A 14,345-nucleotide genomic window follows, 5' to 3' on the forward strand; every position below is an offset into this window, starting at 1 on the left:
CTTGGGACAGGAGAATCGAGGCAGGTGGATTATGGATAGCCATGTGACATCTCATCAGGACCAGGAAACGGGCGCCGTTATCATCGGATCCGGCGATCACGGCCGGGGTCTGCTGGAAACGCTGATCCGGGCCCATCCCGAGCGCCCGATCCTCGGTTTTATTGATGACAATCCGAAGATGCATGGCCGCATGATAGGAGGGTATCCTGTCTTGGGGTCCATCGACTGGCTTCGAATCCATCCAGAGAAGGTCCGCTGGCTCTACCTGGGGCTGGGCCATCCGAGGGACCGCCGGGAGACAGCGCGGAAACTTGCCGACCTGCGCTTCGCCTATCCGCCGCTTGTGCATCCATCGGTAGTGCTTCATGGAGATGTTCAACTTGGGGATGGGGCCTATATCGGGGCCGGTGTCGTGATCGCGCACGCGGCGACGATCGGCGCCCGCGCTCTGGTGAATCTGAATGCAACGATTGGGCATGACGTCATCTTAGGAGATGATGTCTCTGTGGGGCCCGGCGCGAATCTGGCCGGCTGGGTCCATGTCGAAGAGGGGTCCTTTATCGGAATGAACGCCACTCTTCCTCCCAGAACGAAGGTCGGCGCCTGGAGTGAGGTCGCCGCGGCCAGCCTTGTTCTTCGTCCCGTTCGTTCAGGATACCGGGTGCTGGGCAACCCGGCGCGTGAGTTGGGGCCGGTGGATTTTGGACGTGAGAGCCCGGATCAAAGGAAAACCGGGTAGGTCGAGCTTTTTTATATAGGGAAAGATCTCATAGGGAAGGATTTAACAATGAGAAGGCTTCTCATATGCTGTCTCATCCTGGGATCGGCCTTGATATGGGCCATCCGGGCGGAGGCTCAAAGTGACGGGTCAAGCGCCGATCCCCCGGTCACCATCGATACTTCCGGTGGGACATGGATTCTGTCCGAACCCATGGGGGCCCTGGTGACATTGGGGGGAACCACTCGCGTCAGCGGCCGGACACCGCTTCGGCTGGACGAGCGGATCCGAGGCATTTATACCCTCCGGGCCCATCTCCCGGGATATGAAACCTGGAGCGGAGATCTTCTCCTCGACAGCGCCCGCGGGGATCGATACACCCTGGAGCTGAGCCCCAAGAAACGGAGAAAAGCGATCCTGCGGTCTCTCCTGATTCCGGGGTGGGGGCAAGCCTACGCCGGAAAGAAGGGCAAGGCCACAACCTTCTTCCTTTCGGAAACCGCCGCCCTCATCGGGCTTTGGATCGTTCATGAGGAGTATAGAAATCGGGTTGATGATTGGGAGATTGCAAAAGAAGCCTATCTGAATGAGACATATGAAGAAAATATTCCAGCCCGCCGGCATGAATTGGATCGACGGTTGAATGATGTTGACGACATTTACAATTGGCAGCAGGGCTTCAATTTTGCGGCTATGGGAATCGCCGCGCTGAATCTTTTTGATATGATGTTTATAACACCGGTAGGTCCGATATCCGGCAAACTTAGTATGAGTCCAATGCAGGGTTCCGCACTTCCGGGGGATAAGGCATCTCCCCGGATGACGGCGACGCTGACCCGCGGATTTTAGGGAGGGTTAAGGCATGTTGAATCGGATTCATTTGAGCTTGATCCTGATTCTGTTCGTTCCGGCCCTTATCCTCCTTTCTTTTGGTTGGATGGGCTGTTCCAAGGATCATGATGACTCCATCACAAACCCAAGGGACCCCGAGCAGAGCGGTGAAACTCCCATTTTGATGGGGTTTGAGACGATTGTCGGCAATAGGTCGGTCACGCTTGATTGGCAATTGGCCGATTCCACAAAGATAGGCTTGATAAGAGCCTATACTGTTTGGTTCCGATACTATGACAATCCGACCTTTCATCAGGTCGATTCGGTCGCCGCGCCCCCCACGGAGATCTCAGGGTTTACCAATGGGGAACCGATCCGGCTCGCCGTTCGAGTGGTCCTCAAATCGGGTCTTCAGGGTGAACTCTCCCGCGAGATCACCGTCACACCGGGCCTCTTTTCCATCCTCATCGAGAATGGGAGGGAGAGCGCATCGAGCGCGCGGGTGAGGCTGGATTTGCAGGCCCCGGCCGGCACGCAGGGTGTCTATCTTGGGAACGACGCCGATCTATCGGCTGCGGCCTTATCGCCCTTCAATGAAACCACCTTTTGGGACCTTGAACCGAATGAGGGGTCACACACGGTCTATGCTCAATTCGTCAATGCTGAGGGCAGCCGTTCGAGCATAGTCCACGATGACATTATTCTCGACACCCAGGCGTCGATCCGGACTCTCGTGATTTCACCCGACACCTCCATTTTCCATCCGGGGGAGACGGTGACTTTTACAATGGATGCGGGGGAATCCGGGGGCGAGGCATCAATTGTCATCGGGCAAGACGGGCGGCGTAAAACGCTCCATGATGCCGCCGACGGCATCTATTCCCTGGATTATCTCATCGAAGAGGATCTGCGGGTCGTCGACGCCACATTGACCGGTTATTTCGCTGATGCGGCGGGAAACAATGCCGATCCGCTGGTGATCTCACGCCGGATGACGGTGGATCCAGGTCCGACCGCGGTGACCCTCTCGGTCCCGACAAGCCCATCGCCGACGAGTATACATTTGTCCTGGACGCAGGCCCTCGACGGTGAGGCCTTCTTTGAATACCGTGTCATCCGCGCTGAGGCGGCCGATGTGCCGAATCAGGAAGGCCGGGAGGTCCGAACGGCGATCAGCCAGCGTTCACAGACCGAGTTTGTCGACACCAGTGTCGAGCCCGGTAAAGAGTACTACTATATTGTTCAGGTTGTCGATTCCTACGGCATGAAAGCCAACTCGAATGAAGTTATGGGACGATCGGCGACGAATGCACCGCCATCACCGGTAACCCTCAATCATCCTACCAATATCTCGGAAGATGGCGTCGGATTGAGCTGGAGCCGCTCTCTGGCTCCCGATTTCTCTTTCTACCGCATTGTGCGCGGACAGACCGACGACCCCATGACTGATCCCGAGCGCATTGTTCTCAATGAGATCCACGACGCCTCATCGACAATTTATGAAGATACCCGCGAATTGAAGCAGGGAACGACCTTCTGGTATGTGGTCGTGGTCGTTGATGACCTTGGAACCGCGGCGGCCAGCAATATCGTTTCCGCCGACATCCCGAATCTGGCGCCGCAGCCGGTTAGTTTGAACGGCCCCTCCGTCGCCGGAGAGACGTCTCTTGCTTTAAACTGGTCACGCTCAAACGACCTCGATTTCGCCGCCTATCATCTTCATCGCGCCCTCTCCTCTGGTGTTGGGGAAGCCGACCTGGAAGTCGGAGAGATTACGCGCTTGGAAGTGACCCAGCTTCTCGATACGGGTTTGACGGAGAACACCGAATATTACTACCGCCTCTTCGTTGAGGATGAAAGCGGCTTATCAACCGGAAGCAATGAGATCGCCGCGCGCACGGCTAATGCCGATCCGCCGGCCGTGACCCTGCAGTCGGTTGTGCAAGACGACGATGCTTTTACTCCGACGCTTGTATTGAATTGGAGTCAATCAGCAGCGCATGATTTCGAGAGCTATCGGATTTACCGCGATACATCACCGGGCGTTACCCCGGCCAGCAACCTGGTGCGCCAACTGATTGAATCCTCCGTTACGAGAATTGAGGATAGCGGATTGAATGATAACACGCGTTATGTCTATCGCGTTTATGTCTATGATGACCAGGATGCCCATGCCGGCAGCAATGAGATTAGCGTCACAACCGATAACGAGGCGCCGGATCCCGTGATGCTCACAGTGACGGCTTCAGGTTTTGGTTCGATTTCACTCAGCTGGACTCAGAGCGACGCCCATGACTTCCAGTCCTACCGCCTCTACCGCTCCCTCAACTCCGATAACTTCACGGCGCTGGTCGGCACTTGGCCGAATCGGAATCAGACAGGTCACTCGATCGCGATAACCGAATCGGATACGAGCACCTACTTCTTCCGTCTCACGGTCAGCGATCAGGGAATCAATGGAAACCCCGATCACTCAGCCGTGAGCAATGTCGTCAGTGCCAGAGGATGGGAGTAAGTAGGGGAAAGTATAGAAGCCGGTTCACAATTTCTGGGTACGGAAGCCGCCGCATGTGACAATGATGCGGCGGCTTCCTATTTTTAATTGGACAGAACCTCGAACCAGCAGACGGGCCGCCTGGCAAAGCCGCGGCCGCGCAGCAGCTTTATTTCACCATTCCAAGGTCGATCGCCGATCGCCGCCTTCGCCATCATCATTCTCGGCGGTGTCTTCTGCTTTAGATTCCGTTCCACTTCTCTCTTTCCAAAAATCGGCCTTCGCGATCTGCCCCTCGCCACCGAGAACGACAAAAGGGGTGCGGCATAAGATCTTAAAATCCAGGCCGAGCGAAATCCGATCGACATACTCAATATCAAGCTCAATTCTTCGATCCCAAGGGATCGAGTTGCGGCCGTTCACTTGCGCCCAACCTGTGATCCCAGGTTTCACGAAAAGACGGCGGCTTTGCAACTCATTATATTTGTCGGTCTGATACTTAAGTCCCGGGCGGGGGCCGATGATCGACATGCCGCCCCCCAGAACATTTATAATTTGAGGTAGTTCATCAAGGCTGAATTTGCGGAGGATCCGTCCCACTCTCGTGATCCGATCATCACCGGCCAAAACCAAGATGCCGGCGCCCTGATGTTCCGCATCGACAATCATCGAGCGGAATTTTAAGAGGGAAAAGGGCCGGCCCTTTTGCCCGATTCTCTCCTGCCGGTAAAAGACGGGGCCCCTGGAATCGAGCTTTATCGCGAGGGCGATAATCAGAAAGAGGGGTCCAGCCGCCAGCAGCAGGGATAGGGATATAAATGTATCGAGAATCCTTTTACCGGCACGGGCATAGAAAGAATTGGGCACTCGCAAATCCTCCCATCGTCCATACTTTCCGAAAACCTAGTCCTCCAGCAACTGAAGCGGCGCGCAGGGGAACACTTCTATCTGCGCCTTGTGTCCGAGCCGCTTCTGCAATCGCTTTACGACATGGTTCCACTTGGACTCAAAAGTGTAACCATCCCAGAACGAGACGGCGACATCACATTTATTGAGATTCTGGGTGAAGAATATCACCGGACGCCCTGCGAGATACGCCTTCTCGACCGGCTTCCTGTAGAGCCGCATCCCTGGACCGTGAAGGGAATGATAGCCGCGACCCATTGAGCAGGCGGCTGTGACAACGACAATCCCTTCCGGCTTCAAGGGCAGGGGCGGTGAGAAGCGGAGGGCATTGAAGGCATTCCCCACCTGCAGCAGTTCTGTGTCCTTTGGATAGGCATTCAAAACGGCGACATCAGCCGGCCGATTCGGCCGTGGCGTCGCGTAGACACGGCGGGCGCACTCCACGGCCGCCCTATGAGCGGCGACAGGATGCCCGGCGAAGAGACCGACGGGGCGCCGGCGGTCATCCGTTACAACATTAACAATAAATTCGAGTCCAACCCGCAAGGCGATCTCTTCCATCTCCTGACGCGCTGTATTCGTTTCAATATTATTGTACCCTCCCTGCAGGCCTGTAACGGCGGGGCGGTGATTCGCCTCTAATGTGTCAATCGATGAAACGCCCGGGAGCACGATTTTCGCGCCGCCCCCGAAGGCCGCGTAGGGATGCGGGACCACCGAACCCACCGCGACCCTGAGATCGGCCTCCGCGAACTTTCTATTAATCCGGATGGGGATGCCGCTGGCGGAAACACCCAGATCAACCAAGTCCTCATAGGGATGATGGTTCGAAACATCGTAATGATCACAGACCCATCGACCGCATTTCTTGATCATGGCGAAACGGTCGAGGGGCGCATGGCCACCCAGGGCGAAGATGATTCGGGTGCGTTCGGGCGGGATCCCACCTGCATGAATCCGCCTTAAAACGGAGGGGAGGATCTCCGCCAGGCGCGCCGGCCGGCTGAAATCCTCGACGGCGACCGCCGCCCATCGGCGGCTGCACGCCAGCTGTTCCAGTGTCGGTGATTCCATCACGGCATCAAGGGCGGCGTCGATACGCTTCGGACTCAGGACCCGCCCCCCGCGTATCCTTCGGACAACGGCGCGGTACCCCGCGGGAAGAGGAAATCGCTTCATTCTGTCGCCGTACCAGGCGCCCCAGGGAAGTTCAAATCCGTTCATTTTTAAAAGCCTCATACACTATTTAAAAGAATCTTCGTTATAAAATATCGGCCGGTGACCGGCGCTTGCTGAGGGATGACGAAGGCGCGGCGGCGCGCGATGTGCCTGCCCATGCAATAGAAACAGGGGTGGGGGATTATCAATCCACCCACCCCTGGAGGTTCGAATGAGAATGAATTCAGATTATTGAGGAGCGCCGGGTTCCAGCACCTCCTCGGCCTTTGTTTCCTTTTCCGGTCCCATGGAAACGGTGATCTCCACCAAACCGGGTTCTTGGGCGGGGATATTCCCCTCCGCCATCATTTTCGCTTGCGGCAGGAGGCCGAGGGCTTGTGGAAGCACGGGATCGGCCTCCATCAGGATGTGGGCCCTTTCATTCTTTCCCCAGAGATTACGAGCCATTTCACGCCGTATCCCGCGCGCTACATCGTCGTACTCCGCCTTGAGCGAATCGATGCTTACCGTGAACTTCCTCTTTTCAATAAAGGAGTTAAAATCGTTTAACATAGCATCATCGACAACGAATTCTTTGCGGAAGGTCTCAAACGTGCCCGGCCAACTGTAATGACGGCTGCCGATATAGTGATTCGCATAATCAAAATAGGAACGATCCCGCTCCAATTCCCTTTGCAGATCGGACTGGCTCCAATCGACATGGATCACTACATCGGGCGTGACACCGCCGCCGCCGTAGACATGCCGGCCGCCCGCCGTGTAGAAAATCGGACGGTCTTTAAGTTTGGTGCTGTCCATGGCGACCTCGTCACCGCGATGAGCCATGAGATACTCTTCCTTGTCGGAATAGTCCCGCTGAATGAGACGACCGCTGGGAGTGAAGTATCGGGCGACCGTTACCAGCAGGGCGCCGCCGTTTTTAAGCGGGAATTGCCGCTGGACAAGCCCTTTGCCGAAGGTCGTTTCACCGACGACATAACCACGGTCCCAATCCTGAATCGCGCCGCTGACGATCTCGGAGGCGCTGGCGCTGCCCCGATCAACCAGAACGACGAGGGGGAAACGCTCGTGCGTCGCGCGTCCCGTGGAGAAATATTCTTCACTCGATCCATCGATCCGGCCTACCGTATAGACAAGCTTTCGCCCGCCCTCGATGAACTTGTCGGACACTTCAATCGCTTCATTCAGGAACCCGCCCGAGTTGCCTCGCAGATCAAGAATCAACTCCTTCATTCCCTGCTTTTCCAACATCTGCATCGCCTCTTCAAGCTCATCACTCGTTGTGGCGCTGAATCGGGCCAAGCGGACATAACCGACCCCCGGTTCAAGCATAAATGTATAAGGCACGCTCTTAATCGGAATATTATCGCGGATGATTGTAAATTCGAGCGGCTCCGGTTCGCCTTCACGGCGCACCGTCACATGGACCGGGCTTCCCTTCCGTCCTCTCAGCTTCTCAAAGACCTCATCGGTCTTGATGCCGAAGGCCGACTCCCCTTCGATCTTTGTAATGACATCACCCGGACGGATCCCCAGTTCGTAGGAGGGACCTCCTTCAAGCGGGCTGATCACGGTGAGCCAATCCTCCACAATGTCAAACTCGATGCCGACGCCGGAATAGGTGCCCCGGTTGCGCTCCTGCATCTGTTCGAATCGCTCCGGATCAACATAGGTTGTATGCGGATCCAGCTGATCCAGCATCCCCTCAATCGCCCCATCCAGGAGGCTGTCCACCCCGACCTCTTCCACATAATTCGAGGTCACGATATTCAGGACCTGGTTGAAGACACTCAACTTCGTATAGATGCTGTCAGAGTAGGCCCTAACGCCCTGCTGAATACCAGCCGCCAAGCCCAATGCCAGGACAAGGGCCCCCGCAAGCAGGCTAAACTGGGTTTTTTGAATTCTCATGAGACCTCCTCAGAGATCCAGGTGTGGGTTAAAAAGTCTCTTTCTCTATACTTCGACGCTAGCAAATGGTTTCCCATGCTGCAAAGATTTTGCCAGGAACCGGCTTTTCGTGGAGGATGCATCAAATCGCCGCGCATCTGTTGAAAAAACGCCGAGGAGGCCGTTTATATGAAGATATTTCTCACCGGGGCAACAGGGTACTTGGGGGAGAGGCTTGTCTCAGCCCTCCTTGAGGATGGGCATGAGATCCGCGCCCTCATCCGAAACCCAGAGGCCATGAACCCAGATATAAGCGACCGCCTCGAGATTGTTCAAGGGGATCTCGCCGTGCCGGCCGATCCCGCCTTTTTTGAGGGGATTGATGCTCTCATCCATACCGCGGCCATGGTCAAGAACTGGAGCCCCAACCGGTGGCTCTTCAGCCGCATCAACGCAGAGGGGTATCGTCATCTCCTGCAAGCAGCTAAAGAGGCCGGCGTCCCGAAAATCCTGCATACATCATCCTTTATGGCCCTGGGACCCTCTACAAGGAACAAGGGTCCGATGCATGAACAGAGCCCGCGGTGGGGGGGGCCCTTCATGAACGATTATGAACGGACGAAGTGCGAGGCTGAGATGATCAGCCGCCGCTTCGTGGAGGAAGGCGGTCCTCTTGTCACCCTCTATCCGGCTGTCATCTACGGTCCGGGCCGCAGAACCGATGGTAACCTGATCGGGAAACTCGCCTTTCTGATCAAGGAGGGGAAATTCCCCGGCCTGCTCGGCAGCGGGACCCAGAGATGGACCCTTTCGTATGTGGAAGATATTGTCTCCGGACACCTTAAAGCCCTTGAGAAAGGGGTGCCCGGGAGCCGATTTATCCTTGGAGGGCCCGAAGTAACGCTGAAGGATCTCGTGCTGCGTCTTTCCCGCCTGCTTGGCAGATCGGAAAGGGCAAAGACCCTTCCCATCGCTCTTGGAAAGTGCGTCGGCGCCCTGCAGATCCTACGGGCGCGGCTGGGTGGGGCTGAGCCTGAGCTCACCCCGGGCGTGGCGGAGGTCTACCGGCATGATTGGACCTATTCCTCCCAGAATGCGGTGGAGAGATTGGATTACCGGATCACGCCGCTGGATGAGGGTTTGACGCACACGGCGGATTGGGTTCGAGGTCTAACAAGTTGGCAGGAATGATTCATGGATCTGGAGTCTGAAAGCTTGGGTGCCGTGACTCTTCGGGGGGTGGATTGAGAGAAGTCATCGAAGCGTTCGGCGTCAATGCCGTCCTGGGCACTTTTGCCTTCGTGCTGCGGGCCGTCAGACTGTCGGGATATGTGGGTGGGGTGCTTCTGGGAAGCATGGTTTATCTCGGCGCGGGCCGGCAGGGCTTCGGCGTTCTCCTGGGATTCTTCATTCTTGGGACGGCGCTGACACGCTTTGGTTATGCCACAAAAGAAGCCCGCGGCGTCGCGGAGGAACAGGGAGGCCGGCGTGGTATCAGCCACACCCTCGCCAACGGGACAACCGGTCTTCTCCTGGCCCTGCTCATGGGGATCGCAAGGATGGCCGGATGGGGTGGGGAGGAGACTCAGATCTTGTTGAAACTCGCCTTCACCGCCGCCTTCGCCACCGCCGCCGCCGACACCTCGAGCTCTGAGATTGGATCGCTCTGGGGACGTCATCCGATCAGCCTGCGCACCTTTCGAGCGGTGCCGGTAGGAACGGAGGGGGCGGTTTCGATCGAAGGCACCAGTGCCGGCATTGCGGCTTCCGCCGTTCTAGCGGTCCTGGCATGGGTTTCCGGCTGGTACGGGCCGGTGGGAATCCTGATTGTGACGATAGCCGCCACGCTGGGGAATCTGGGTGAATCGATCGCTGCAAGTTGGGGGATGAAAAGCAGGGGGCATCACCAACTCCTTAATTTCTTAAATACAGTAACTGGAGCTGTGCTCTCAGTATTACTGGCTCTGCTGATCGGGCGGCCGTATTAGGGTTGGATGCTAGAGAAGAATTGCCTGGGAAAAGGATGACGAACGGGAGAAGACGAATGAATAATTCAATACAGAACCTTACATGTCCAGCAGCTGAGAAGTTGGTACAGAAGATCGCGACGAAGAAAGCTCATCTTGGCGTTGTCGGATTGGGTTATGTCGGCCTGCCGCTGGCCGTCGAGATGGCTCGGAAGGGTTACCAGGTGACCGGCATCGACGTATCCCCGGAGAAGATCCAACGTCTTCAGCAGGGCGATTCTTACGTGGGCGACATCCCATCAGCGACCCTCGCCGAAGTCGTAAAATCGGGGCTCTTAAGAACCACCACCGATTTCAGCGTTCTCGCCGATCTCGACACGGTGAATATCTGCGTTCCCACGCCGCTGCGGAAAACCGGCGACCCCGATGTTTCCTATATTGTCTCCGCCGTCAAAGAGATCGCGCCCCGGCTGCATCGCGGCCAGCTGGTTATCCTGGAAAGCACAACCTATCCCGGCACGACTGAAGAACTGATCCTTCCCCGTTTGGAGGAGACCGGCCTCAAGGTCGGGCAGGATTTTTTCCTCGCCTTTTCACCGGAGCGCGTCGATCCCGGAAACGCGCAGTGGACGACCCGGAATATCCCGAAGGTTGTCGGGGGCGTCACTCCGGTCTGCACGCAAGTCGCCGAGTGCTTATACAAAAATGTCTTGAATATAGTCGTGACGGTCGATTCCACCCGCGTCGCCGAAATGGTGAAGCTGCTGGAGAACACCTTCCGGTCAGTGAATATCGGTCTGGTCAATGAGATGGCTCTGATGTGCGACCGGATGGGAATCAATGTTTGGGAAGTGATCGATGCGGCGGCCACGAAACCCTTCGGTTTCATGCCCTTCTATCCCGGCCCCGGTTTGGGCGGACACTGCATCCCGATCGATCCTTTCTATCTCTCCTGGAAGGCGAAGCTGGCCGGATTTGAGGCGCGGTTCATCGAGTTGGCCGGGCATGTCAACTCCCACATGCCGATCCATGTTGTCGCCCGGGTCACACAAGCTCTGAACAGTATTGAGAAATCGGTCAACGGCTCCCGTCTGCTCCTCCTCGGAATCGCCTATAAGGCCGATATCGACGACATCCGTGAATCCCCCTCGCTTGATATCCTCGCCTTGCTGAGGGAACAGGGCGCGCATGTCGTCTATCATGATCCCTATGTACCGGAGCTTTTCATCGAGGGGGAACGTGAGGAATCGTGCTCCTTGACGCCGGAGCTGCTCGAAGCGATGGATTGTGTCATCATCACAACAGCGCACAAGAAGGTCGACCACAATCTCGTCGCCGATAAGGCGCGTCTCGTTGTCGACACACGCAATGCGTTGAAGAACCGCAAAGGCCGGCATATTTACCGGTTGTAGAAAACGGTTGGCAGACGCTTTTGGAAATATTATTTCAACAAGGTTTGGGAATCTGTTTTGGAAACTGGATTTGAGCGACAGCTTGAGGAGGTTCTGGGATGCTAGTTCACCTCATCACGGGTGGAGCGGGTTTTATCGGGTCGCATATCGCCGATCGTCTGGCCGGGGAGGGGAAGCCGGTTCGCATTCTGGATAACTTCTCCACCGGGCGGCGCGAAACGATCAGCTATCTCAGGGATCGCCATGGGGCCGGAATCGAGGTCATTGAAGGCGACATCCGCGATGGGGAAATCTGCAAAGCCGCGATGCGGGGCTGCGATGTTGTCTTTCACGAAGCGGCCCTGCCCTCGGTGGAACGTTCCGTGCAGGATCCGCTCGCGAGCCACGCCGTCAACGCCACCGGCACCTTGAACCTGCTCGTCGCCGCCCGGGATTCCGGCGTCCGCCGTTTTCTCTTCGCCGGGTCCTCTTCGGTCTACGGAGACGCCCCGTGCCTTCCCAAGGTCGAAGACCAGACCCCGCTGCCGCGGTCGCCTTACGCTTTGTCAAAGCTGGCGTCGGAAGAGTATGTCCGTATCTTCAGTGAGCTTTACGGCCTCTCCACGCTGACCCTGCGATACTTTAACGTTTTCGGTCCCCGGCAGGATCCAAACAGCGCCTACGCGGCGGTGATCCCGCGCTTCATCACAGCACTCGACAATAATGAACCACCGGTGATCTATGGGGATGGGGAACAAAGCCGCGATTTTACCTATATCGACAATGTTGTCGACGCCAACCTCATGGCCGCTGAGCGGCTCGATGTGACCGGCGTCATGAATATTGCCTGCGGCGAGCAGTCGAGCCTGCTCGAACTCCTCGCTATGCTGGCGGAGATCCAGAACAAATCAATCGCTCCGAACTTTGAACCGGAACGCGCCGGTGATGTGAAACATTCAAGAGCGGATGTCACCCGCGCGCGCGAACGTCTCAATTATACGCCAAGACTCTCGCTGAAAGAGGGACTGGCGCTCACGGTGGCAAGTTATATAAAGGCCTGAGCCGGCATAGTCGATCTGAATTCGAGGACGTTAGTTTATGTTTGGGCGCGTTCATGCAGGTTTCATCGAGTGGAGGAATCATAATGAAGAAGCCCGGGATAGCCGTCATTGGGGCGGGAGCATGGGGCAAGAATATCGTCCGGAATTTCAACATCCTGCCGACCTGCGATCTGCGCGCCCTTTGCGACACCGATCCATCGGTTCTCGCCGCCCATGCCGCGACGATCCCCAACGCGGTCATGACACAAAATGTCGATGAGGTTCTCTCCCGGGACGACGTCCATGGCGTGGCGATCGCCGCACAGGCCGTTGTTCATGCCGATTTGGCTGGAAAGGCCCTCAGCGCCGGAAAAGATGTTTTTGTTGAAAAGCCGCTGACCCTCAGCACCGCGGATGCCCTGGACCTATGCCGCCTCGCCGACGAAAAGGGGCGCGTCCTCATGGTCGGCCACCTGCTCCTCTATCATCCGGCCATTCTACAAATGCTCGACATTATCAAGAGCGGCGAGTTGGGAGAGATTCGTTATCTGACCGCGCAGCGGGTCAATCTCGGCACCGTCCGCAAGGATGAAAACGCCCTTTGGAGCCTGGCGCCGCACGACCTTTCGATCATCGGAGAGATTTTCAACGAACTACCCGTCACCGTCTCGGCCCGCGGGGCCGCCTATCTCCGGCCGGGTGTGGAGGATGTCGTCTTTCTCAGCCTCCGCTTCCCCAACGACCACTTGGCCCATGTGCATCTCTCCTGGCTCGATCCGCATAAAGAGCGTCGGATGACGCTGGTGGGAAGCCAGAAGATGCTCGCCTTTGACGATATGCAAGTACAAGAAAAGATACGAATTTATGACAAAGGGGTCGGCACCAGCGCTTTTGTCTCATATGACGAATCGCTCACCGTGCGAAACGGCGATATCTGGATTCCCCGGATAAAAATGGGCGAGCCTCTCCGCACCGAATGCCAGGAGTTCATCGATTGCATCAACGATCGCAGGACTCCGAAGACCGACGGATGGTCAGGTTTGCGCGTTGTACAATTACTCGAGGCGGCGCAGACCTCGCTCGACCGGGACGGCGAACCGATCACCGTGAACTCATTGCAGGAACAGGAGACCGCATCATGAACTGGATTGATCCCACGGCGCAGATCGGCGCGGGAACCGAGATACACCCATCCGCCGTTGTTGAAGCCGGCGTTCAGATCGGCCGCGATTGCCGCATCGGCCCGCATGCCGTGATCCGGGAGGGAAGCCGAATCGGGAATGAGGTTCGGATGGATGAAGGGGCGGTGGTCGGCAAAGAGCCGATGCGCTCGGTGAACAGCATCCTGCCGCCCGAGTCCAAGCTGCCCGCTGCCCTGATCGGCGACGGCGTGCTGATCGGTATGGGCGCCGCCGTCTACCGGGGCGCTGTCGTCGGCGCGCGGGTCCTGATCGCCGATCAGGCCTCGGTTCGTGAAAAGACGACGATCGGCGAGCGAACCATTGTCGGCCGGGGTGTCGTCGTTGAGAATCAATGCGCCGTCGGGCGTTATTGCAAACTCGAAACCGAGGCTTATATCACCGCCTTCTCGACGATCGAGGACCGCGTCTTTATCGCGCCCGGTGTTTGTACAAGTAATGACAATTACATCGGACGCACAGAGGAGCGTTTCAAACATTTTAAGGGGGTGACGGTCAAACGGGGGGGCCGGATCGGTGTTGGATCCGTTATCCTGCCGGGAGTTACCATTCATGAGGATGGGGTCGTCGCCGCCGGTTCCGTCGTCACACGCGACGTCCCGGCACGCATGATCGTCCTTGGCTCACCGGCGAAGGTTCTGAGGCCGGTTCCCAAGGAGCAGCTTCTCGAGAATCAGGATTGGCCGGATGTTCGGGAAACCGCATCGACTGGAAGCAACGACTAACGAAT

Annotated in this window: 12 protein-coding genes; 9 read left to right on the forward strand and 3 right to left on the reverse strand. The window is 57.0% G+C overall.

The window, feature by feature from the left end; all coding sequences use genetic code 11:
- Positions 1 to 43: 43 nt before the first annotated feature.
- Genes KJ970_12150 through KJ970_12160 form a run of 3 tightly spaced genes read left to right on the forward strand, consistent with a single transcriptional unit; the run spans position 44 to position 4,064 of the window.
- Positions 44 to 739 (forward strand): acetyltransferase, encoded by a 696-nt coding sequence (locus tag KJ970_12150; GenBank protein MBU2691669.1) that lies wholly within the window; start codon positions 44 to 46, stop codon positions 737 to 739.
- 48 nt (positions 740 to 787) lie between these two features.
- Entirely contained in the window at positions 788 to 1,567 is a 780-nt protein-coding gene (locus KJ970_12155; GenBank protein ID MBU2691670.1) for a PEGA domain-containing protein, read from the forward strand.
- Between the two features lie 13 nt (positions 1,568 to 1,580).
- The gene (locus KJ970_12160; protein MBU2691671.1) at positions 1,581 to 4,064 is read left to right on the forward strand and encodes a hypothetical protein; all 2,484 of its coding nucleotides are present in this window, start codon (positions 1,581 to 1,583) and stop codon (positions 4,062 to 4,064) included.
- Between the two features lie 153 nt (positions 4,065 to 4,217).
- Here the strand turns inward: KJ970_12160 and KJ970_12165 are convergent, their stop codons facing one another.
- From KJ970_12165 to KJ970_12175, 3 genes are all read right to left on the reverse strand, one after another.
- Entirely contained in the window at positions 4,218 to 4,910 is a 693-nt protein-coding gene (locus tag KJ970_12165) for a sugar transferase (GenBank protein ID MBU2691672.1), read from the reverse strand.
- A 36-nt stretch (positions 4,911 to 4,946) separates the two neighbouring features.
- Positions 4,947 to 6,173: a DUF2088 domain-containing protein gene (locus tag KJ970_12170; protein ID MBU2691673.1), complete on the reverse strand. Its 1,227-nt coding sequence runs from the start codon at positions 6,171 to 6,173 to the stop codon at positions 4,947 to 4,949.
- Between the two features lie 183 nt (positions 6,174 to 6,356).
- Positions 6,357 to 8,039 (reverse strand): S41 family peptidase, encoded by a 1,683-nt coding sequence (locus tag KJ970_12175; protein MBU2691674.1) that lies wholly within the window; start codon positions 8,037 to 8,039, stop codon positions 6,357 to 6,359.
- Positions 8,040 to 8,207: 168 nt separating this feature from the next.
- Between KJ970_12175 and KJ970_12180 the strand changes: the two genes are divergently transcribed.
- The 6 genes from KJ970_12180 (at position 8,208) to KJ970_12205 (ending at position 14,340) form a co-directional block, all read left to right on the forward strand.
- Positions 8,208 to 9,209 (forward strand): NAD-dependent epimerase/dehydratase family protein, encoded by a 1,002-nt coding sequence (locus KJ970_12180; GenBank protein ID MBU2691675.1) that lies wholly within the window; start codon positions 8,208 to 8,210, stop codon positions 9,207 to 9,209.
- 53 nt (positions 9,210 to 9,262) lie between these two features.
- A complete protein-coding gene (locus KJ970_12185; protein MBU2691676.1) occupies positions 9,263 to 10,006 on the forward strand; it encodes a DUF92 domain-containing protein in 744 nt (247 codons plus the stop codon).
- A gap of 56 nt (positions 10,007 to 10,062) precedes the next feature.
- The gene (locus KJ970_12190; protein ID MBU2691677.1) at positions 10,063 to 11,397 is read left to right on the forward strand and encodes a nucleotide sugar dehydrogenase; all 1,335 of its coding nucleotides are present in this window, start codon (positions 10,063 to 10,065) and stop codon (positions 11,395 to 11,397) included.
- 98 nt (positions 11,398 to 11,495) lie between these two features.
- The gene (locus tag KJ970_12195; GenBank protein ID MBU2691678.1) at positions 11,496 to 12,437 is read left to right on the forward strand and encodes an SDR family oxidoreductase; all 942 of its coding nucleotides are present in this window, start codon (positions 11,496 to 11,498) and stop codon (positions 12,435 to 12,437) included.
- A gap of 83 nt (positions 12,438 to 12,520) precedes the next feature.
- On the forward strand, positions 12,521 to 13,558 hold the full coding sequence (locus KJ970_12200) for a Gfo/Idh/MocA family oxidoreductase (GenBank protein ID MBU2691679.1): 1,038 nt from the start codon (positions 12,521 to 12,523) through the stop codon (positions 13,556 to 13,558).
- Entirely contained in the window at positions 13,555 to 14,340 is a 786-nt protein-coding gene (locus KJ970_12205; GenBank protein MBU2691680.1) for an N-acetyltransferase, read from the forward strand. The genes KJ970_12200 and KJ970_12205 overlap by 4 nt, the downstream gene beginning before the upstream one ends.
- Positions 14,341 to 14,345: the final 5 nt, after the last annotated feature.

The organism is Candidatus Eisenbacteria bacterium (assembly GCA_018831195.1).
GTDB lineage: Bacteria > Eisenbacteria > RBG-16-71-46 > CAIMUX01 > JAHJDP01 > JAHJDP01.